The following is a 20253-nucleotide window of genomic DNA, read 5'->3' on the forward strand; positions in this document are numbered from 1 at the left end:
TATGAAAATTCCAAACCTGAACATTCCAAATTCCAAATGGGTTTTGAAATTGATCTTTATCCTATTCTTTTTTCTGAGTAGTAATAGTATTTTTTGTCAATTTACCATTCCCAAAGTGCCGGCTGAACAAACTTCGGTTTACGATTATGCCGATGTTTTACAACCTGACGAAGAAGCGCAACTCAAAGAAAAACTGATACGTTACTCAGACAGTACCACTACACAAATTGTAGTAATTACTATTGAAAGTTTACAAGGGGAAGATATTGGTATCTTAACCCCAAAATGGGGACATGCATGGGGAATAGGCGGCTCTAAACAAAACGACAATGGTGTTATCATTTTGTTGGCCAAAAAAGAACGCAAAATATGGATTTCGGCCGGTTACGGTTTAGAAGACCGATTGACTGCCGGAATCGGAGGAGAAATTACCCGTAACATTATCATTCCTGAATTCAAAGCCGGAAGTTATTATAAAGGTCTTGACAAAGGAACCGACGCTTTGTTTGACGTTTTTAAAGGCAAGTACAAAGGAGAAAGAAAAAAAGCAAAAAAAGAAGGCAATATTCCTATCTTACCCATTATTATCATTGTAATTGTAATCATTTTTATCATTGCAAAAAACAAAGGCAACGGCGGTGGCAATCACGGTAATCGCGGTGGCGGTGGTTTTGACTTAGCCGATATCATCATCCTAAGCAGTTTGGGTCGCGGCGGCGGCGGTGGCTTTGGCGGTTCCTCCGGTGGTGGTTTTGGCGGCGGAGGCTTCGGTGGAGGCTTTGGCGGTGGCGGATTCTCGGGCGGAGGCTCGGGCGGAAGTTGGTAAATCAGTGCTGTTTCGAAATATAAAAAAACCTCGTTCTAATCAAACGAGGTTTTTTATTTAATCCATGATAATAATCCCACCATCACCTTTTTTCTTGCCGCCAAATTTTTCGAGTTTGTAGGTTAGTGAAAACATGACATAGCGTCGTAATACGGTGTTTTCCGAATCGATAATGGCTGTCGGCGTAATGGTTCGGGTGGCGTTTTGGTTTTGGTCTAATAAGTCGTAAACTTTGACTTTGGCCAAAAACTGATCTTTAAAGAAATTGTACCCCAAACTCACATTCCACAAATAGAAATCCTTTTTGTAACCATCGGCTATGTTGGAATTATAATTGTATCCGAAATCGCTGCCGATGACAAACTTTTTAGGTACATAAGAAGTAATTTCCAACTTGGCATTATGAACAAAATTCTGGGCGTTATCAATGATATAATTCTTATAATTGGTGGTGTTAAGAGTGTAGCGATAACTTGGTGCTATAGTGATTAATTCGTCTATACTCCAAGTTAAATTGACCCTCGGATTAATTTGTAAGCCTTTCGACTCAAATGCAACCGCATTGGTCAACCCTTTATTAGAATCATAATTAAAATTGATTCCGGCACCGTAACGCAAGGTTCTTTTTTCTTTTTTATAAGATTTATTCCAGTTTACGCCGAAATATGAATTGTAAACTACATCAACGTTTTGGTAAGTGGTTGTCGCTTTAAAATTACTATTAAAAACGGTAGAGGAAACTACAGCATCCTGACTCAAATTGAAGCCCGAATAGATGTAATAACCGGAACGACTTTGGTAATCGTAATCGTTGAAACTAAAGTATAAATTGTGTCTTTGTGTGGGTTTAAGCGCATCATTCCCAACAAAAGTACTCAGCGGATTAGACAAATTTTCTACCGGTAATACCTGATTGGCTTGTGGCAATTGCACGCCAAAATCATAGAAGGAATAAATCGATTTAGATTTCCCCATACGGTGACTGATGTAACCTTTTATTCTGGGGAAAACGTAATTTTTGTTGCGGTTGGTAATAACACCCAAATAGTTCGAACGCGCATCAAAAGTCACAAATTCCGGTCCGATATTAATGCGTCCGTTGGTTTTGTTTTTCCCTAAAATCAATCCGGTTGAAGGGAAGAATGTAGTGGCTTTAGACGAAGTTTCATTCGATTGCAAATCGTTGAAATCGTTATAATCAACCCCATCAAAATCAAAAGTAGTCAACGTATTCTTGATGTTGCGATACGTGACTTCAGAAGTCAAGCTCAAACGAAGTGAATCGGCTATAGGCTCGCCAAATCGGACTTCGAGCTTTACAAAATCGTTATTGGTTTTATCCGACTGATTTTGATTCCTGATATCATCAGGCGTAGTATCGGTAAAGAGCGTGGCCGAATTGGTATTTAAGAAATTATCTCGGCGTTGGAATTCTGATTCAAAATTAACCGACATACCTCGGTTTTTCTTCAAAAATTGTTTGCTGTAACTGGCTTCTGTTCCAAATGTGGTGTATTCATTTTCGCTGTAATCGTCATTGGTACTTGAATTCAGTTCGTCTGATGCTTCATTTACTGTAACTTGATTACGGGAAGACTTGTTGTAATTTTTGGTTTTCTGAAAATTAGGATTGATATAAATAGTATTCAAAGAATCTATGGCAATTTCGAAATCCATGTCTAAAGTATGTCCGTTACTCCCACTTTTACTGAAGCCATTAGCATTGGTAAAGGTTCTGCCTTCCGGAAGCAGGTTGATTCTATCCGTACGAGTGGTGTTTTCGGTTTCGGCATTAGAGAAATAATAGCTACCGCTTTGGTCAATTTTTTTCATCCATTTGTCTTGGTAATTCACGCCAATCAAATTCGATCGTGTAATTCCGCGACTGCCACCAAATGACATATTGTTAATCCCGAAGCTGCCATCATCGTTGTAAAAAACGGAAGAATTTCGGCCGCCACCCATATTGTCAAACACTTCGTCCATGGAAAAACCGATGGAGTTGATGTTGTTCGAAGAAGCCAAGACACTGACTTTCCGTTCTCCTTTAAAATAGTTGAGTAGCAAACTCGATTCGTATCTTTTGTCCGAACCCGTTCCGGCTACCACTTTTCCGAAAAAGCCTTTATTTTTTTCTTCTTGTATCGTAAGATTGATGGTTTTTTCCTGTGATCCGGAAGCTTCTCCGGAGATTTCTTCCGCTTTGGTTTTAGTGTCTACAACCTGCACTTTATCAATGATTTCTGCCGGTAAGTTTTGGGTAGCAATTTTGCCGTCTTTGCCAAAGAACGGTTTACCATTTACCAAAATATTATTCACTTCCTGACCGTTAACGGTGATTTTACCTTCGGGTGTGATTTCTACACCGGGCAATTGTTTGAGTAGCGCTTCTACGTTGGCATCGGCGCCGACTTTAAACGAAGCGGCATTGAACTCCAACGTATCCTTTTTGATGCGGATAGGTGGAATTTCGGCTTTTACCACTACTTCATCTAATTGATTCGTAGCTTCTTTGAGTTCGATAGTGCCAAAATCTTTGTCGGTTACCAAAGAAGTCATTTCTTCCTTAAAATCTTGGTAACTGATGTAAGACACTTTCAACGTCACCGGTTTGTCTATCTTTTTTATTTTAAAAGAAAATGCGCCCATTTTGTTGGTGATGGTGTAGTCGATAATAGTAGAATCTTTTACTGAGGTGAGATACACTGTAGCCGATTCGATGGGCAATTTGGTGGTTTGATCAATCACTTTTCCCTTAAAGGTAAGGGCAGATTGCGCAAAGCTTACAGTAGTAAAAAGAACAAATAAAGCAGCGTAGAACGATTTTGGCATAAAAAAAATTTAGCAGTTATTATTGGTTAAGGAAAGCATAATAACGGCTAAATTCTTATTTTAGTATGGAATGTGAAAATTTCTTACGAAAATTTAACAGTTGCTACTTTTCGCGGATGTAGATATCAATCGGTACCCCGGAAAAATCCCAGTTTTCGCGGATTTTATTTTCCAAGAAACGCTTGTATGGTTCTTTAACGTATTGCGGCAAGTTCGCAAAAAACACAAACTGCGGTGTTGGTGTTGGCAACTGCATACAATACTTAATTTTCACATATTTCCCTTTTAAAGCCGGCGGTGGATAGGCTTCGATTAATTTCAACATATAGTCGTTGAACTTGGAAGTTGGGATGCGTTGTTTTCTGTTTTCGTATACTTTTACTGTACCTTCTAAGGCTTTTAGCAAACGTTGTTTGGTTAAGGCCGAGATAAAAACAATCGGCACATCAGTAAAAGGTTGTAGTTCTTCACGGATTTTATTTTCGTAATCGCGGGTAGACATGGTGTCCTTTTCCACCAAATCCCATTTGTTTACTAAAATAATTACACCTTTACGATTCTTTTCGGCCAACCAAAAAATACTTTGGTCTTGCCCTTCAAAACCACGAGTTGCATCTATTAGTAATATACAAACGTCCGAATGTTCAATAGCGCGCACGGAACGCATCACCGAATAGAATTCTAAATCTTCTTTCACTTTGGCTTTTCTGCGGATTCCGGCGGTATCTACCAAATTGAATTCGAAACCAAAACGGTTGTATCTCGTGTCAATGGCATCTCGGGTGGTTCCGGCTATATCAGTTACCACAAAACGATCCTCACCAACCAAAGCATTGATGAAAGACGATTTTCCGGCGTTCGGACGACCTACCACACAAAAACGAGGTAAGGCTTCTTCTTCCTCGGTTACTTCCGGTAATTCGGGTAAAACTTCCACTAACTTATCCAGTAGTTCTCCCGTTCCGCTACCGCTGATTCCGGCTATGGTGTAATATTCTCCCAATCCTAAATTATAAAACTCCACGGCGTCTTTTTCACGCATGGCGTTGTCCACTTTATTAACGGCCAGTAAGATTGGTTTGGTAACTTTTCGGAGTAATTTGGCTACTTCCTCATCCATAGGCGTAATGCCTTCTTCTACATCTACTACAAAAATGATGGCATCCGCTTCATCGATAGCCAATTCCACCTGACGACGGATTTCGCCTTCAAAAATATCATCTGAACCTTTGATATAACCACCTGTATCGATGACCGAAAATTCTTTGCCGTTCCATTCGCTTTTACCGTAATTCCTGTCGCGCGTAACACCGCTAACCGAATCTACGATGGCTTCTCTTCTTTTGATTAAACGATTAAAAAAAGTGGATTTCCCTACGTTAGGTCTTCCCACTATGGCTACAATATTGTTCATAATCATTTTAAATATGGTGCAAAGGTAGTATTAAAGAGCACAAATTCAATTATTTTATTATTTTTAGTATTGCTTTAACCACCAAATAAACCTTTTATGGATACGCAACAGGAAGTTAGACTTCGCCCTCGGTTTTTTAAAGACGTCGACCAAAACATAGCCATTGTCAGAGAGAAATTTGTGAACTACCGACAAAAAAACCAATCGACCGATTTTTTGATGAAAGTGAGAAACAACCACATACAATTCACCTTTTCCGCAGAAAAGAGACGGTATTGGTCGCCTCATTTGAGCATAGAACTGGAAGAAAAAGAAGGCAACGAAAAAAATGCCACGCACATTCGCGGCTTGTTCGGTCCGGATCAAACCTTATGGACGATGTTTGTGTTTTTACACTTTTTGGTAGCCGGTGTTTTTATCCTGTTTGGGATGTTTGCCATTTCAAATTACAGCCTCAACGAACCCATAACCATGGATTTAACAGTAATGTTCATTATGGTAATCGTTTGGTTTTTACTGTATGTAATTGCCCGACAAATACGAGAAAGAGGTCATGACCAAACCGACGAATTGGAAGCCATTTTTTTAGACGTTATTAAAGACTAACTATTTTTGGTTGTAACCGAAACGGCGCAATTGGTATGCATTACTCCTCCAATCTTTGTTGACTTTAACGTACAATTCGATATGGATTTGCTTGCCGAAAAACTGCTCTAAATCTTCACGGGCTTGCATGCCGACTTTCTTCAAAGCAGCACCTTTGTGCCCAATGATGATGCCTTTTTGTGTATCTCTTTCTACCATAATTACGGAACGGATTCGAATGATTTTTTCGTCTTCCAAAAATTCTTCTGTTTCGATTTCTACGGCGTATGGAATTTCTTTGTCGTAGTTCAGTAAGATTTTCTCGCGGATGGTTTCATTGACAAAGAAACGCTCCGGTTTGTCGGTTAACGCATCTTTAGGGTAATACGGCGGTGATTCAGGTAACAATTGTAAGATACGGTCAAAAACTTCTTTTACGTTGAAATTCTCCAACGCGGAAATCGGGAAAATTTCGGCATTCGGCACTTTGGCTTTCCACAAATCGATTTGCTCTTCCAATTGTTCTTGGTTGGATTTATCGATTTTGTTCAGCAGCAATAACACCGGGATTTTGGAATGGATGATTTTATTGAAGAAGTCTTCGTCTTTGAGTTCCTTCTCGCCTATTTCCACCATATAAATCAAAACATCGGCATCTTCAAAAGCCGACTTCACGAAGTCCATCATGGATTTTTGCATTTCGTATGCCGGTTTGATGATTCCCGGTGTATCTGAAAGCACTACTTGAAAATCGTCACCGTTTACAATCCCTAAAATTCTGTGACGTGTAGTTTGTGCTTTGGAAGTAATGATGGATAATCTTTCGCCCACAAAGGCATTCATTAGCGTTGATTTACCAACGTTAGGGTTACCGATAATGTTAACGAAGCCTGCTTTGTGAGTCATGTAATCTGATTTAATTTTTGCAAAGGTAGTCATATCAGTTCAATAGAGGAAATAAAGATTTTTTACGTTTTTTGTTGCATTTATTGATATTCGTTGTATATTTGCACTCGAAACATCGCGGGATAGAGCAGTAGGCAGCTCGTCGGGCTCATAACCCGAAGGTCACAGGTTCGAGTCCTGTTCCCGCTACTAACAAAAGCCATTCTGAAAAGAGTGGCTTTTTTTATAGCAAAAGGCAACCTATGAATATGAAAAAAATTGTCGAGTACAGAACTTTGCTCGGCGTGACCAAGACCGCAACCTTAAAAGAGTTGAAAACCATCTACCGCAATAGCATGAAAGCGTGTCATCCGGATGCCATAAGTGATGAAAACGAGCGTCATTTAGCAGAAGAGCGAAGTAAAGAGATTATTGCTGCTTACCACTTTTTAGTGAGTATTGCTCCTGAAACTATAGAGAAAGACAAAGCGGAATACGAACGAATCACATCGTCGACTAATATTGCTGATTTTTATTATGAGAATAGCGTGCTGTATATCACTTTGTTGGACGGCAGTTCATTTGAATATTTCGGAGTTTTAAGACCGGCATACATTAAAATGATTAATGCAGAGTCGCCAAGTCGTTTTGCCAGAAGACATATTTACAACAACTATTTGTACAGAAGTTCTGCAAAGTTGGTCGCTGTATAAATTAAAAAAGGCCTCAAATTACTTTGAGACCTCCTTTACTATTTAAACCAATCCAATTTTTTTCTTATTCATCTGCAGCAAAAGCTGAGTTTTTGTCGATGCTCACCTTTAAAGTTGTAGCTACACCTTGTTCATTCACCATAGTCATATTCAATGTGTCTAATTTGGCCAAATTTTTAGTCACAAAACCATTGAACATATTGTATGAAATATTCATTTCTTTTAGGTTTCTCAACTTTTCTAAATCGAAAGGCACTTGACCATCCATTTTATTTTCAAACAAACTCAAGGTTTCCAAAGAGGTTAAATTAGAAACTTCCTTTTCTAATCTGCCTGTTAACTTGTTGCTGTTTAATAACAATACTTTTAATGATTTCAATTGGTAATATGACGTTGGTATCGAACCTTCTATTTCATTATTAAAAAGCGACAAGGTTTCTAAGTTAGCCAAACTTCCTATCCCAACCGGTAAAACGCCGGTTAAGCGATTCATGTGCAACTCAATCGATTTTAATTGTGTAGCGTTTCCAAGAGATTCCGGCAAAGCGCCTGAAACTTTATTGAAAGCCACATTTAATTTGGTCAAGCTTTTTAGATTACCCAAGGTTGCCGGCAAAACACCTGATATATCATTACGGAACAAGTTTAGCACTTCTAAGGAAGTCAAATCCCCTATTTCTGCCGGCAATTCTCCTACCAAATTATTATTCATCAATTTGATAGCGGTTACTTTGTCATTTTTAACTTCTACACCATACCAAGTGGCCACAGGCGATTTTAAATCCCATTTGTTGGTCCATTGAGATCCTTTGGTTGCTTTGTACAATTTAATTAAAGCATTTTTTTCAGTAGAAGACACTTCAGCAAACACTGAGGTTGATAAAAAGAATACCGCAAGGCATGTAAAAATAGATTTCATATCATATATATTTGGGGTTAATGACGGTGTAAACTTATAACTGTATTCGTTAAAAAACAAAAAAAATCGATGAAATGCATTTTTTATGAATTTAAATAAGTATTAATCTTACAATAAATAAGATTGCTGGTGAAAGTAATTTTTTGCTATCTTTGATACACTAACCAATAAAACTATTATTATGCCATTTAATTTTTACGCTGTTTTAGCCTCAACTTTAGTTACGCTATTAGTTGGATTTGTATGGTACAATCCAAAAGTTTTCGGAACCATTTGGATGAAAGAAACCGGAATGACCGAAGAAAAAGCAAGACAATCCAATATGCTTAAAGTCTTCGGATTGACTATTTTATTTTCGTTTATGTTGGCTTTTTTAATGCCTGTTTTGGTAATTCACCAATTTGGTGCTTTGGGAATGATTGGCGGGCCTGAATTTATTGAAACCGCAAAACCTTCCTACGCAGCCTTTATGGCAGATTACGGATCGGCTTTCAGAACATTTAAACATGGTGCTTTACATGGTTTTATGAGCGGATTGTTTTTTGCGCTTCCAATGACGGCCATCAACAGTTTGTTTGAGCAAAAATCTTGGAAATACATCTTGATAACCTCAGGTTATTGGATTGTTTCCTTTACCATTATGGGTGCAATCCTTTGCGGATGGCAATAATTAACATTTATTATAAACCAATCGCTCTACATTTGTAGGGCGATTTTTTTATGTTAGATAACTATACCTTTCAAATTTATGCAGCAACTTCGGAACTCCCAAAATCTTGGGATCAGGTTGCTATTGATAATATTTTTCTGCAAACACAATATTTAAAAGTACTAGAAAGTTCGGCTCCAACCAATATGCGGTGTTTCTATATAGGTATTTATGAAGACAAAGTATTGATTGGTGTAGCTTTAGCCCAATACCTCGACTTAAATAAATTGGAATCATTTGGAGAGCGCGATCAATGTATGAAAACCTATGTCCGCAATTTCATCTTCAAAAACTTTGCTTCTCATGTGCTGTTTTTAGGCAACAATATGATTACCGGACAAAACGGCTATGCTTTTTCCAAAACTGTCGATTTTAAATGCATTAGCGATTTGCTTTTGGATTGTGCCCAATCCATCACTGATTATTTCAAGCAAAAAGGCATAAAAATTCATATTGTTTCATTTAAAGACTTCTATAAGCACTGTTCTGACGAACTTAAAAAACATGGCTTTGAAACAATATATGAGTTTAAAACCCAACCCAACATGATTTTTGAGTTACCTGATAATTGGGAAACCAAAGAAGAATATATAGCCGCTTTTTCAAAAAAATACCGTGACCAATATAAAAGAGCCCACAAAAAAGCTGACGGCCTTGACATTCGTGAATTGTCTATGGAAGAAATTATAACTTTGGAAGACCGCATTTATGAATTATACCATTATGTAGCCAAAAACGCGCCTTTCAATACCTTTTTCTTGGCTAAAAATCACTTTTCGGTTTTTAAAGGCTGTTGTGGAGAAAGGTTCAAATTGATAGGCTATTTTGACAGTGGGAAATTAGTTGGTTTTCACACCTTACTGCTCAACGGCAATGTATTAGAAACCTATTTTTTAGGTTACGACGAGCAAATCCAGAAAGAAAAAATGTTGTACCTGAATATGCTGTACAATATGACGCAATTTGGTATAGAAAACCGTTTTAAAAAAATCATTTTCGGCAGAACTGCCTTAGAAATAAAAAGTTCTGTTGGTGCAGAACCGGTAATGATGTCCGGATTTATCTACCACACCAACACTTGGATTAACCGACTATTACCGAGAGTATTTCCAAAATTAGAACCTACTTTGACTTGGCAACAGCGACATCCATTCAAATAACCTGAAATTAGTAACTCAATCTTAGCCGGGTTTTAATGTAAAATAACACTACTGATATGCGTTTGTTATTTAAGAAATAATCGTCAGTTAGTCTTTCTTAATAGCAGGTAAGCGTAAACAGCCAAGGTTGATTCGCCAATAGTACCCAAAAGTAAAATTACTGAAGGCATCCCGTCGGTTACAAAACTGATCAAACGACCTAAACCCAATCCGAGCATAAAAAGCATATTCGATATCGTGGCAGCTTTCCAATAAGAGGATTGTTTGAGTCCGATAAACCAAAAAGCGGCAAAGCACAAATACAAGCCCATGGTGGCTTTGTAGATATTGGACTCGTCTGTGGTTTGGGCAGACACTTCAAAAAGTAAATCGGGTTGAAAACCGTAAACCAAAGCGGCTGTGGTAACGACCGGTATGGAAATGTAAAGGTGTAAATTTTGGCGCCAATTGGTTTTCATGCTTTAAAAATACAAAAAGTTCGGCTACTACTGTCATAGCCCGGATTGCAGTGGAAAGCTTTTTGCGGCAACGACTATTTATTTTAAAGGGTTTCAAAGCGACCAACGGAAGCTCTTGAAACCCTTATAAAATATTGTTGTTGGCGGAAAAACTTGGAACGAAAAGCCGGATAAGCTACAAATTATCGATTTCAGTTTGCACGGCTTCCCAGTCTTCGAGTAGTTGATCCAACTCGGCTTTTTTCTTGTTGTAAGCCACAAAAAAGTTAGCATTTTCGATGTGTTTGTCGTAATTCGAAGCCAATTCTTTGTCGTCGTTTTGGATATCGATTTCGAGTTGTTTGATTTGACTTTCGATTTTACTTAGGCGATTTTGCAGCGATTTGCTCTTTTTTTGGTCTTCGTATGATAGATTTTTAGCGGTTGTTTTGGTTTCGACCACTACGTCTTTCTTTTCAATTTCGCACATGTTGCTGGCGTTGCGTTGCTCGAGGAAGAAGTTGATATCACCCAAATATTCCCTGATTTTTTGGTCTTTGAATTCGTATACGATATTGGACATGCCTTGGAGGAAATCCCTGTCGTGCGACACCAAGAGTAGCGTGCCTTCGTATTTTTGAAGCGCGGCTTTGAGGACGTTTTTCGATTTGATATCTAAGTGGTTCGTAGGTTCGTCCATCACTAAAACATTGATGGGTTGCAAGAGCAATTTGCATAAGGCCAAACGATTGCGCTCACCTCCTGACAGTACTTTTACTTTTTTCTCTACATCGTCGCCACGGAATAAAAAAGCGCCTAACATGTCGCGGACTTTAGCACGATTGCTGTCGGTTGCCGCATTGGTCATGGTTTCGAGTAAGGTTAACTCGCCGTCGAGGTATTCCGCTTGGTTTTGGGCGAAATAACCCAATTGTACATTGTGACCTAACTTGATGCTGCCTTCGTATTGGAATTCGTTTACAATGGCTTTGACGAAAGTGGATTTCCCTTGGCCGTTTTGACCGACAAAGGCAATTTTACTGCCGCGTTCAACTAAAAGCGAAATGTCTTTGAGGATGACTTTATCTCCGTAAGCTTTGGTTACATGCTCTGCTTCGATGACAACTCTACCCGGTGTTTGCGAAACCGGAAAGGAAATATTCATTACCGAATTGTCGTCTTCATCTACTTCGATGCGCTCGACTTTATCTAATTTCTTAATTAGAGATTGCGCCATGGATGATTTGGTGGCGCTGTATCGGAAACGTTCGATGAGTTTTTGGGTTTCTTCGATTTTTTTGGCTTGGTTTTTTTGGGTAGCCAATTGCTTTTCGCGAATTTCTTCACGCAAGACCAAATACTGCGTATATGGTTTATTGAAATCGTAGGCTTTGCCTAAGGAGATTTCTATAGTACGATTGGTCACGTTATCGAGGAACATTTTATCGTGCGATACTATCACTACTACTCCGGGAAAATTTCTTAAAAAACCTTCGAGCCAAATGATACTTTCGATATCTAAGTGGTTGGTTGGCTCATCCAGTAATAGAATATCGTTGGATTGTAATAAGAGTTTGGCCAGCTCGATACGCATACGCCATCCGCCGGAAAAAGTATCGGTTTGGTTGTTGAAATCTTCTCTTTTGAAACCGAGACCTAATAGAATTTTTTCGGTATCGCCCACATAATTGTAACCTCCTAAAATTTCGTAATGGTGTGTTACATCGCTTAATTGCTCAATTAATTCGGAATAGCTTTGGCTTTCGTAATCGGTTCGTGTCACCAATTGGTGGTTGATTTCGTCGATTTTCAGTTCAGCTCTTTTGATTTCTTCGAAAGCTTGGTAGGCCTCTTCGAGCACGGTTCGGCCTTTGACGAAGTCGATATCTTGACGAAGAAAACCGATTTTCACTTCTTTTTCGGTGGCAATCTGACCGGAATCGGGTTTGAAATCGCCTGCTAAAATTTTGAGCATGGTTGACTTCCCGGCACCGTTTTTACCCACCAATCCTACTCGGTCGCCGGCACCTAAACGAAAGGTTACTTCTTCAAAAAGATAGGTTCCGCCAAAAGAAACCGATAAATTGTGTATGTTTAACATAATGAATTGTTACAAAAGTTACAGCTAAAAGATTTCTAAAAAGTACCTTTGTAGACTCAAAGCCAAAGTGCTGAAAAGTTCCAAATAAAAATTTTTGCAAATGTTAAAAAAAGGATCCAAACTAAATAGCATTTTAACAGGAAGTTGTCCGAAATGCCAAGAAGAAAATATGTACGTTGACCCAAATCCGTACCATCTAAAAAAGATTTATGAAATGCATGAAGAATGCAGTCATTGCGGATTGCATTACCAAATAGAGCCTTCGTTTTTTTATGGCGCCATGTATGTAAGTTATGCTTTAACCGTTGCTATTGGTGTGGCTGCTTTTATCATAGCTAAAGTTTTTGTTGGGTTGGATTTGATAGCCTCGTTTGCGGCTATTATTATTGCGCTGTTGATGTTGATGCCTGTCACTGCCAGATTAGCGCGTAATATCTACATTAATATTTTTGTCCACTACGACAAAGAAGCGGCTAAAAAGAAGTAATATATCTTCGGATATCAACACTTTTGTCTAATGGCTTTTGGTTTTCGATATACTCGAATAAATCCAAAGCCATAGCAGGCGCTAACATTACTCCTCGGGTTCCCAAACCATTTAGAATATGCATGTTTTTATGAGACGGATGAGATCCCAGTAAAGGTCTTCTGTCGTTGACCGTTGGACGTACACCGGCGAGGTGTTCTATGATTTCAAAATCACATTGCAATAATTCTTTGATGCGGTCTATCAGTTCTTGCTTACCTTGCTCGGTAGGCAAATCGGTTTTGTCCTCCCAATTGTAAGTGGCGCCGACTTTAAACAAATTATTCCCCAACGGTAAAATAAAAATGCTGGTATTAATGATCACATCTATATCTAAATCGGGAGCTTTAATTACTAATAATTCCCCTTTAGTACCATCTAAGGGGAGATGTTTAAAATATGGGTTAGCGTGCATCCCGAAGCCTTCAGCAAAAACAATATGTTTGGCTTGGTAATCTTTGTAAGCAACAAAGGTTGACTCCAATATAAGATTCTCGTATTCGAAAGTAACAGCCTGATAAACCTTAAGCTTTTTTAAATAATCTCGGTAGCTGTCTAAAAAAACATCCGTATCTAAATAACCTGTATGCAATACTTCGCCATATCCGAACGGGGCGTCGATGGCATTGTATTTCGTTTGGACAATAGCAGTGGAGAGAAAAGGTGCCAATGTTGGTTTATCAGAAGCGGCGAACCAATTGTTTTGTTCTTCTATGGAATAGAACTTGCGATAGATAGGCATTTTGAAATCGACTTCCACCTTGAGTTTTGTTTCTATTTGAGCGTAAAACTGTTTGGCTATAGCCAATTGTCGTTCTGCGTCCCAAACTTGGCTAAAACGCTTTAAAATAACAGGATTGTATAAACCGCCGGCTACTCGAGAAGAATTTTGCGAAAAGTCTTCAAAAACCACAAATGACTTTTGGTTTTGCAACAATGTTTCTGAGAAAGCAATACCGGCCAATCCGGAACCAACTACAATATAATCAAGCATAATATTGGGCTAAAAAAAACTCTCACCAAAATGATGAGAGTTTTGTATAGTTTATGAAATAATCTTAGTAATTCCACATGTCAGATTCGAAACTGCGAATCTTTTCTTTAACACGCTCAGATTCTAACAACTGCATTTGGGCGTTGTCTTTCATGTACTGCTGAATTTCTCTGTCGCCGTAAACGTTTTCTTCTTTGTAAATCACACCATTAAATCTACGGGAATTCAACAAATGGTCGAAAGTAATTGGCATAGCCGAATTCTTGTCATTGAAAGCTTTGGCTTCGTGCAAAATATCTCTGACAGCCGGGAAATATACCCAGAATAAGTCGATAACATCAGGATTATCTTTTCCGATGTCACGTGCTTCAGGTGTCACCGGACAAATCGCTAACAATCTGTACTTTAATTCACCTTGACGCTTGTCGAAATACCAATAACCTTTGATTTTGTAACCTGAAATATCTTGAGCTGTTAAATTTTGCTTATTGATAAACTGAGGATCTAATACTTTCTTTCCGGATTTGTATTCGTCATAATAATTATTAATCTCATCAAAACCGGCAGGAATAGTATCAGTATAAGTAAATGATGATTCCATGTCTTTAATAGTCTTTTTGGTATTAAAGTAGTCATCAGCATATACCTCAGTGATTTTACCATTTTTAATATTCTTTACTAAAACATCAAATAAAGATCTTCTCTCTTTCCCAACGAAAGCAGTATCAATTGGGTAGTACAAAGGGAAATTGATACGTTCATCGATATCAACAAACTCCCAAATAGTTTTACCCATTAAAACATCTCTATCATGCACATAACCGTATGGCAGAGGCTTATCATTGTCAGAAATTAACTGAGCAGGCGTCTTTTTCCCAATTTCACTCGGTACTTTGGCGTTCAATAGATTTGACTGAGCAAAAGCAGAAATACTAATTGACACAGTAAATACGACAGATAAAAGATTTTTAATTTTCATGTTTTTAATTGTAAGTTATTTAAGTAGGTATATCTAACTCAAATTATTATTGTATTTCGTAAATAACCGGAGCTGCTGTTGGTACAACAATTTTGGCACCACCTACAACTTTGGTTTTGATATCAGAAATAGTAACCTGATCTCCACGTGTAACTCTAGCCAAAGCAGCTTTACATCTTCCGTCAACTCTATCACCGTTAACAACGATAGCAGGCTGACCAGGCACTTTGAATGTGAACTGAGTTACTTGGAAACTTAAATCGTATAAGAAGTCTTCTAATTTAGCAGAAATCTGAGAAACTTCTAAACGAGATTTAGCACCTTTTTGTACACCAGTTCCACCACCGATAGCACCAGCAGGAGCAGGGATGTTTTTAATTCTGAATACTTTTCTATCATTAGCAGACGTACCGTCAGGCATTTTTGCAGTAACTGATACAGTAACTTCAGTACCGGCACCTGGGTTAAGGTTGTATTTACCATTACCTGAAGCTTTTGATAAACCAGGAGCAGAAGCAGATACATTGTTATCAGGCACACCAGCAAATGAAATTGTCATTGGGTTATCTAAACCACGGTAAACAACATTCATTTTATCAGCAGAAATATTTGCTGTTTTAGGACGAGGAACTACAACGTATTTACCTTCAAATTTCAATGGAACAGGTTTTCCGTCTTCCATGAAAGAGAAAGTACCATTAATAGTTTTTTCTCCGATACCACCAGCTGTCATTGAGATTACAGCTTGACCATTTTCAATTTTTCCAGGACCTGAAAAACTTGTAGGAACCGTGTTAGCATCATACTTACCTAAAACTACCTTACCTTTAACAGTTTCACCTTCAAAGAATACATTTTTCTCTAAAACAACCATAGCCTGGAAGTTTTTCAATGAAGCTGCCTGTGCAATAGTGTTTCCAATTAAAGCATTGTAAATATCTTGCTCTGTAGCCTGAACATCATTTTGCATACTAGTTAATTTTGCAATAGATGCGATAGCCGGGAAACCTTCAAAGTGGTAAGATAAGTACTTTTTAGAAACACCTTCTTTATCTTTTACATCACCTAAATTGAATTTTTCATTGATTTTATTAACGATAATTTGGTACTTAACATCATTACCAAAAACAGCTGTTATATCTTTTTTGTATTTCTCGATTTTAGCGATGATTTCATTCCCTTTTGCAGAGTATCTGTCACCTTCAAACCAATTCTCATCAATATAACTTCCTTTGTCCATTGCCTCATAAGGCAACTTACCGTCTTTCTCTCTTTCAAATTCTTTGGAAACATCATTCTTGATATTTCCTAAATAATCATATAATTCTTTGGATATAGCTTTTACTTGGTTGGCTTTATCCAACGGAATTTTGAAACGAGTCGGATCATCCTCTGCTTTTTGCTCTAATGTTCCTAATAAGCTTGTATTGTATTCCTCAGCAAACTTATTTACTCCTTCAAATTTTTCATTCATTAAACCAAAAGCAGTCAATACTTCTTTTGACATATTCAATGCCAACATCGCGATGAAAACCAAGTACATTAGGTTAATCATCTTCTGTCTAGGGGTTAGTTTTCCTCCTGCCATTTTTTCTAATTAGTTTATTGTTTTGTTAATAAAATATAGTTCAAAAACTAATTATCCTTTGTTACTCATTGCAGACAACATACCACCATAAACATTATTCAATGTTTGTAAGTTAGATGTTAACGATTGCATTTGGTCTTTTAATTTTAGATTGTTTTCAGCAACTTCGTTGTTAATTTGAGCATTTCTCTCAGCACTTTGTAATTGTACTTGGTACAAACCATTCAAAGTTTCTAATTGAGTGGCTGCTTTAGTCATTTCTTCAGCATATTTTTTTGTTGAAGCAACAGAATCAACTGTTGGAGAAATTGCTTTGGCAGCACCTTCAAAATTCTTGATACTATTTCCTAAACTTTCCATCAACTGACTGTCGATTTTTGCTTCTTTCAACATATTGTCTAACTTTTGAGACAACAAACCTTGAGCATCTTTTGGATCTTCATTCTTTTTGTCTCTAGGTCTTGCCTCTCCACCTGCTAATTCAGGGTAAACCAATGACCAATCCAATTCCTTATCAACCGGGTCAAAAGCAGACAATCCAAAAATTAGAGCCTCAACAGAAAGACCTACAATAAGCATCAAACTTGCTCCAGTCCAGTGTTGTATTTTAAATAATGCTCCAACGATTACAACAGCCGCTCCCATACCGTAAGCGAAATTCATTGTTTTTTTGCTTAATAATGCCATAATAAATAATTTTTTTTAGTTAGTTAAGTTAAATATAATTAAGTTGGTTTTGAAATTACTTTCTCGGTGCTTTACCATTTTTGGTTACTTGAGTTCCCATATAATCTTGAACTGTTCTGAAGCCGATATAACTTCTGGCAGTATCAGCATATTCAAAATCTCTGGTTCCTACTTGCAAAAAGTAAGCTACATCTTTCCATGAACCTCCGCGAACTACTTTTCTCATATTTTTAGAGTCGCCCACTGTTGGGTTCATAGTAGACACATATTCGTAAGCAGCGGCATCATAAGCAGAATCTGTCCACTCAGCCACATTCCCTGACATGTTGTACAAGTTATAACCGTTAGGCTCATAAGACTTAGCTTCTACTGTGTATAAAGCTTGATCGGCCGCATAGTCTCCTCTATTAGGTTTGAAATTAGCCAAGAAACAACCTCTGTCATTTTTAGCATAAGGACCTCCCCAAGGATAAGTTCCGGACTCTAAACCACCTCTGGCAGCATATTCCCATTCAGCTTCTGTAGGCAATCTGAAAGAGTTAATTAAATCCGGTCTTTTCTTTTTCTTTTTTGATTTGATGTAAGCATTTTTATTCAAGGTTCTCCAAGCACAAAATGCTTTTGCTTGCTTCCAAGATACCCCTACAACAGGATAGTCTCCATAAGCTTGATGCCAAAAGTAATCATTGTGCATCGGCTCATTGTAAGAGTAAGCAAAGTCTTTAATCCAAACTGTAGTATCAGGATAAACCTCTTGTTGTTCTGTTCTGATGAAAGAGCTTCTCTTTCCAACTTTAGCTTTTGCTGCTGCTTGAATATCCATCCAAGAATAACGGAACTTTAATTTTCTTACATCAATAGTTCTTAATCCGTTGAAAGATTCTGCCAAAGGCAAATACATACTATCCATAACTTCTGAATAATATTCATCCGGATATTTACTGGTATCTGTAATTAATTTTACTTTTCTATTCAATCTTCTTCCCGCATAAGGATCATCATCAGTCCCAACACTGTAATAATTCTCATACATATACTTGTCATATGGAGTCATTTTAGCAGGATCAGTGTCGTTAAAAGCAAAATCACCGATACTTCCGGCATTTTTTCCGCCTTTTCCACCTTTACCTCCTGAACCAGCCGTCTGACCAACTTCGTCAGCCAAAATAGCCAAGCGAACTCTGATTGTAGAATCTTTTACCCATTCTACAAACTGACGGTATTCACTGTTGGTTATCTCTGTCTCGTCCATGTAGAACGATCTTACAGTAACAGTTTTAGTAGGCGCATCTTGCACATTGGCCAAATCATCATCTGATTTACCCATGATGTAAGCACCACCCGGAATCAAGGTCATACCAAACGGCTTCTCAGGATGCCATTTTTTTCCTTTAACTCCTACTAATTCACCTTTGTCGCTTGATCGTCCACAGCCCGTTAACAAAGCTAAAACTGATGCGAATGCAATGACTTTCTTCATATAAATTGGGGTTATTTGAATATTTTATTTTTAAGGGCGTAAACCTATTTATTATTTTTCAAAAAAGCAATTAAATAATATTAAATTTTACCCTATCTAATTTCCAATTACACTTTAACAATCCAAAAATAGAATATTAAAAGTGAATAAAAAAACATTTTATCGATAAAATGCACATTTTTACTGATAAAATGCACTTTTATATATTTTTTGAAAACTTTATCTTACAAGAAATATAATTTTAAACAACTTTTAATGTTTATAAACAATTTTTCCTTTGAGCCTTCCACCATCTTTCCGGAATTTCGTGATTGCAAGCAGCCAGATATTCTTCGTGGGAACACGGTAATAACGTATTTTTTTTCAGTTTATTGTGTTGCCCTGCAAAAAAATTAATTTCGATCCACCATCGGTCTGTTTTATTACTCTTGTAGAAAACCAATTCTTCATTTTCCAAAGGAACTATATATTTTAAGTAGTTCTCTTTGGTGCCAAAAGGGTATTCGTTAGAACGGAAGTTAATTCCCTCCAAAAAATACCAAACTACCTGAGCTATTAAAACGGCTTCTTCTTTTGTATTGTTATGGTTGAAAACACCAAACGAACTTACTTTATCACTGATTCCGGCATAACGAGACAAACTACAAATCTCTTTCCCATTAAAACCATTGGGTATAAACTTAAATAAATTACCTGAATCTGAAGACTTTACAGCTGTTAAATCAACGCAAACTATGTCGGCATCTCTAAAAACCGGTTCTGAAAGCGCAATATTATTGGAAATTTCTCCCAAACGATAGGCGTCAAAATACAATTTTTCAATCAAATCAATTTCTTCTTGGGAGTTGAAATAAGTTTGATAACCGATATTACAGTAATTAAACAGATTATTAGGTTCATCCAGGACAATTTTTGACAAATACGAATTTGAAGTTATACCATCTTCCTGTTTTCCAAAATCAAACTTACTATCAATAGCCACTAAGTTTACCATCTGCTCTAAACTATCATAAGCACGATACAGAGGATAAGTCAAATCTTGAGAACCACCAATCACAATAGGAATTACCCCTTTGCGTATTAACTTGGTCGCTACTTTTTGTAGAGCAAAATAGGTGTCATCGAGAGAATTTCCCGGATAAATATCTCCCAAATCCGCTATAGCACTTTGCCAATTTCCGGGAAATAAGCTGTACAATTCTTCACGAACAGCTTTCAGTTTGACTTCTTCATAGGCATTGTTGTCGCCTCTATTCTCAAGTACTCCGATTACTGCAACCTTAATTTGATCTAAATCGGGAAAATCTTTATCGGTATGAAAAGACACTTTACTACCAAGGTGCTGAGAGGACAGTCCCTTTACATATTGTATAATATCATTATCAACCGGAGAAAGAAAATCAAGTTCCATAGGTTAC

At 37.5% G+C, this 20253-nt stretch carries 18 protein-coding genes and 1 tRNA gene; 7 read left to right on the forward strand and 12 right to left on the reverse strand.

Annotation, left to right across the window (positions count from 1 at the left end; translation table 11 throughout):
- Position 1: 1 nt before the first annotated feature.
- Positions 2-826 carry a TPM domain-containing protein gene (locus ACJG85_RS00445; protein WP_412476679.1) on the forward strand — a complete coding sequence of 275 codons (825 nt, stop codon included), beginning with the start codon at positions 2-4 and terminating at the stop codon, positions 824-826.
- A 57-nt stretch (positions 827-883) separates the two neighbouring features.
- Here the strand turns inward: ACJG85_RS00445 and ACJG85_RS00450 are convergent, their stop codons facing one another.
- Together ACJG85_RS00450 and der are read right to left on the reverse strand one after the other, a co-directional pair.
- Positions 884-3658 (reverse strand): outer membrane beta-barrel protein, encoded by a 2775-nt coding sequence (locus ACJG85_RS00450; protein ID WP_412476680.1) that lies wholly within the window; start codon positions 3656-3658, stop codon positions 884-886.
- Positions 3659-3761: 103 nt separating this feature from the next.
- Positions 3762-5072, reverse strand: coding sequence for a ribosome biogenesis GTPase Der (der, locus tag ACJG85_RS00455; protein ID WP_409676778.1), 1311 nt, complete (start codon positions 5070-5072; stop codon positions 3762-3764).
- Positions 5073-5168: 96 nt separating this feature from the next.
- Here der and ACJG85_RS00460 point away from each other — a divergent pair, with 96 nt between their 5' ends.
- On the forward strand, positions 5169-5678 hold the full coding sequence (locus ACJG85_RS00460; RefSeq protein ID WP_409676775.1) for a hypothetical protein: 510 nt from the start codon (positions 5169-5171) through the stop codon (positions 5676-5678).
- Here the strand turns inward: ACJG85_RS00460 and era are convergent, their stop codons facing one another.
- Positions 5679-6563, reverse strand: coding sequence for a GTPase Era (gene era, locus ACJG85_RS00465; protein ID WP_412464551.1), 885 nt, complete (start codon positions 6561-6563; stop codon positions 5679-5681).
- 116 nt (positions 6564-6679) lie between these two features.
- On the opposite strand from era, the gene ACJG85_RS00470 reads away from it, so the two are divergent.
- Positions 6680-6752: transfer RNA gene (locus tag ACJG85_RS00470), tRNA-Met, on the forward strand.
- 59 nt (positions 6753-6811) lie between these two features.
- Positions 6812-7255 (forward strand): KTSC domain-containing protein, encoded by a 444-nt coding sequence (locus ACJG85_RS00475; RefSeq protein ID WP_412464568.1) that lies wholly within the window; start codon positions 6812-6814, stop codon positions 7253-7255.
- A 64-nt stretch (positions 7256-7319) separates the two neighbouring features.
- Here ACJG85_RS00475 and ACJG85_RS00480 read toward each other — a convergent pair whose 3' ends face one another.
- Positions 7320-8174 (reverse strand): leucine-rich repeat domain-containing protein, encoded by an 855-nt coding sequence (locus tag ACJG85_RS00480; RefSeq protein WP_409676766.1) that lies wholly within the window; start codon positions 8172-8174, stop codon positions 7320-7322.
- Between the two features lie 181 nt (positions 8175-8355).
- Here ACJG85_RS00480 and ACJG85_RS00485 point away from each other — a divergent pair, with 181 nt between their 5' ends.
- Positions 8356-8844, forward strand: coding sequence for a DUF1761 domain-containing protein (locus tag ACJG85_RS00485; protein WP_409676764.1), 489 nt, complete (start codon positions 8356-8358; stop codon positions 8842-8844).
- 50 nt (positions 8845-8894) lie between these two features.
- Positions 8895-10043, forward strand: coding sequence for an 8-amino-7-oxononanoate synthase (locus ACJG85_RS00490; RefSeq protein WP_412476681.1), 1149 nt, complete (start codon positions 8895-8897; stop codon positions 10041-10043).
- 83 nt (positions 10044-10126) lie between these two features.
- Here the strand turns inward: ACJG85_RS00490 and ACJG85_RS00495 are convergent, their stop codons facing one another.
- On the reverse strand, positions 10127-10501 hold the full coding sequence (locus tag ACJG85_RS00495; RefSeq protein ID WP_412476682.1) for a DUF4345 domain-containing protein: 375 nt from the start codon (positions 10499-10501) through the stop codon (positions 10127-10129).
- Positions 10502-10676: 175 nt separating this feature from the next.
- A complete protein-coding gene (locus ACJG85_RS00500; RefSeq protein WP_412476683.1) occupies positions 10677-12581 on the reverse strand; it encodes an ABC-F family ATP-binding cassette domain-containing protein in 1905 nt (634 codons plus the stop codon).
- 100 nt (positions 12582-12681) lie between these two features.
- Between ACJG85_RS00500 and ACJG85_RS00505 the strand changes: the two genes are divergently transcribed.
- A complete protein-coding gene (locus ACJG85_RS00505; RefSeq protein WP_412464571.1) occupies positions 12682-13068 on the forward strand; it encodes a DUF983 domain-containing protein in 387 nt (128 codons plus the stop codon).
- Here ACJG85_RS00505 and ACJG85_RS00510 read toward each other — a convergent pair.
- The 6 genes from ACJG85_RS00510 to ACJG85_RS00535 all read right to left on the reverse strand — a co-directional run bounded on the left by ACJG85_RS00510 (position 13055) and on the right by ACJG85_RS00535 (position 20246).
- Positions 13055-14101 carry an NAD(P)/FAD-dependent oxidoreductase gene (locus ACJG85_RS00510; RefSeq protein WP_412476684.1) on the reverse strand — a complete coding sequence of 349 codons (1047 nt, stop codon included), beginning with the start codon at positions 14099-14101 and terminating at the stop codon, positions 13055-13057. The genes ACJG85_RS00505 and ACJG85_RS00510 overlap by 14 nt on opposite strands.
- Positions 14102-14165: 64 nt before the next feature.
- Positions 14166-15080, reverse strand: a complete 915-nt coding sequence (gene gldN / locus ACJG85_RS00515; protein WP_409676749.1) for a gliding motility protein GldN — start codon at positions 15078-15080, stop codon at positions 14166-14168.
- Positions 15081-15126: 46 nt separating this feature from the next.
- Positions 15127-16668 (reverse strand): gliding motility protein GldM, encoded by a 1542-nt coding sequence (gene gldM, locus ACJG85_RS00520; protein ID WP_412464573.1) that lies wholly within the window; start codon positions 16666-16668, stop codon positions 15127-15129.
- 51 nt (positions 16669-16719) lie between these two features.
- Positions 16720-17355 (reverse strand): gliding motility protein GldL, encoded by a 636-nt coding sequence (gene gldL, locus ACJG85_RS00525; RefSeq protein WP_412464574.1) that lies wholly within the window; start codon positions 17353-17355, stop codon positions 16720-16722.
- Positions 17356-17410: 55 nt separating this feature from the next.
- Entirely contained in the window at positions 17411-18835 is a 1425-nt protein-coding gene (gldK, locus tag ACJG85_RS00530) for a gliding motility lipoprotein GldK (protein WP_409676740.1), read from the reverse strand.
- A 259-nt stretch (positions 18836-19094) separates the two neighbouring features.
- Positions 19095-20246 (reverse strand): formimidoylglutamase, encoded by a 1152-nt coding sequence (locus tag ACJG85_RS00535; RefSeq protein WP_412476685.1) that lies wholly within the window; start codon positions 20244-20246, stop codon positions 19095-19097.
- Positions 20247-20253: the final 7 nt, after the last annotated feature.

This window comes from Flavobacterium mekongense (assembly GCF_047038255.1).
Classification (GTDB): domain Bacteria; phylum Bacteroidota; class Bacteroidia; order Flavobacteriales; family Flavobacteriaceae; genus Flavobacterium; species Flavobacterium mekongense.

Bases quoted from the DNA above. Each gene is read 5' to 3' on its own strand.
- ACJG85_RS00475 (WP_412464568.1), top strand. From the start codon at position 6,812: ATGAAAAAAATTGTCGAGTACAGAACTTTGCTCGGCGTGACCAAGACC.
- ACJG85_RS00480 (WP_409676766.1), bottom strand. From the start codon at position 8,174: ATGAAATCTATTTTTACATGCCTTGCGGTATTCTTTTTATCAACCTCA.
- ACJG85_RS00485 (WP_409676764.1), top strand. From the start codon at position 8,356: ATGCCATTTAATTTTTACGCTGTTTTAGCCTCAACTTTAGTTACGCTA.
- era (WP_412464551.1), bottom strand. From the start codon at position 6,563: ATGACTCACAAAGCAGGCTTCGTTAACATTATCGGTAACCCTAACGTT.
- ACJG85_RS00460 (WP_409676775.1), top strand. From the start codon at position 5,169: ATGGATACGCAACAGGAAGTTAGACTTCGCCCTCGGTTTTTTAAAGAC.
- gldK (WP_409676740.1), bottom strand. From the start codon at position 18,835: ATGAAGAAAGTCATTGCATTCGCATCAGTTTTAGCTTTGTTAACGGGC.
- ACJG85_RS00490 (WP_412476681.1), top strand. From the start codon at position 8,895: ATGTTAGATAACTATACCTTTCAAATTTATGCAGCAACTTCGGAACTC.
- ACJG85_RS00450 (WP_412476680.1), bottom strand. From the start codon at position 3,658: ATGCCAAAATCGTTCTACGCTGCTTTATTTGTTCTTTTTACTACTGTA.
- ACJG85_RS00495 (WP_412476682.1), bottom strand. From the start codon at position 10,501: ATGAAAACCAATTGGCGCCAAAATTTACACCTTTACATTTCCATACCG.
- ACJG85_RS00500 (WP_412476683.1), bottom strand. From the start codon at position 12,581: ATGTTAAACATACACAATTTATCGGTTTCTTTTGGCGGAACCTATCTT.
- gldN (WP_409676749.1), bottom strand. From the start codon at position 15,080: ATGAAAATTAAAAATCTTTTATCTGTCGTATTTACTGTGTCAATTAGT.
- ACJG85_RS00445 (WP_412476679.1), top strand. From the start codon at position 2: ATGAAAATTCCAAACCTGAACATTCCAAATTCCAAATGGGTTTTGAAA.
- gldL (WP_412464574.1), bottom strand. From the start codon at position 17,355: ATGGCATTATTAAGCAAAAAAACAATGAATTTCGCTTACGGTATGGGA.
- ACJG85_RS00510 (WP_412476684.1), bottom strand. From the start codon at position 14,101: ATGCTTGATTATATTGTAGTTGGTTCCGGATTGGCCGGTATTGCTTTC.
- ACJG85_RS00535 (WP_412476685.1), bottom strand. From the start codon at position 20,246: ATGGAACTTGATTTTCTTTCTCCGGTTGATAATGATATTATACAATAT.
- der (WP_409676778.1), bottom strand. From the start codon at position 5,072: ATGAACAATATTGTAGCCATAGTGGGAAGACCTAACGTAGGGAAATCC.
- gldM (WP_412464573.1), bottom strand. From the start codon at position 16,668: ATGGCAGGAGGAAAACTAACCCCTAGACAGAAGATGATTAACCTAATG.
- ACJG85_RS00505 (WP_412464571.1), top strand. From the start codon at position 12,682: ATGTTAAAAAAAGGATCCAAACTAAATAGCATTTTAACAGGAAGTTGT.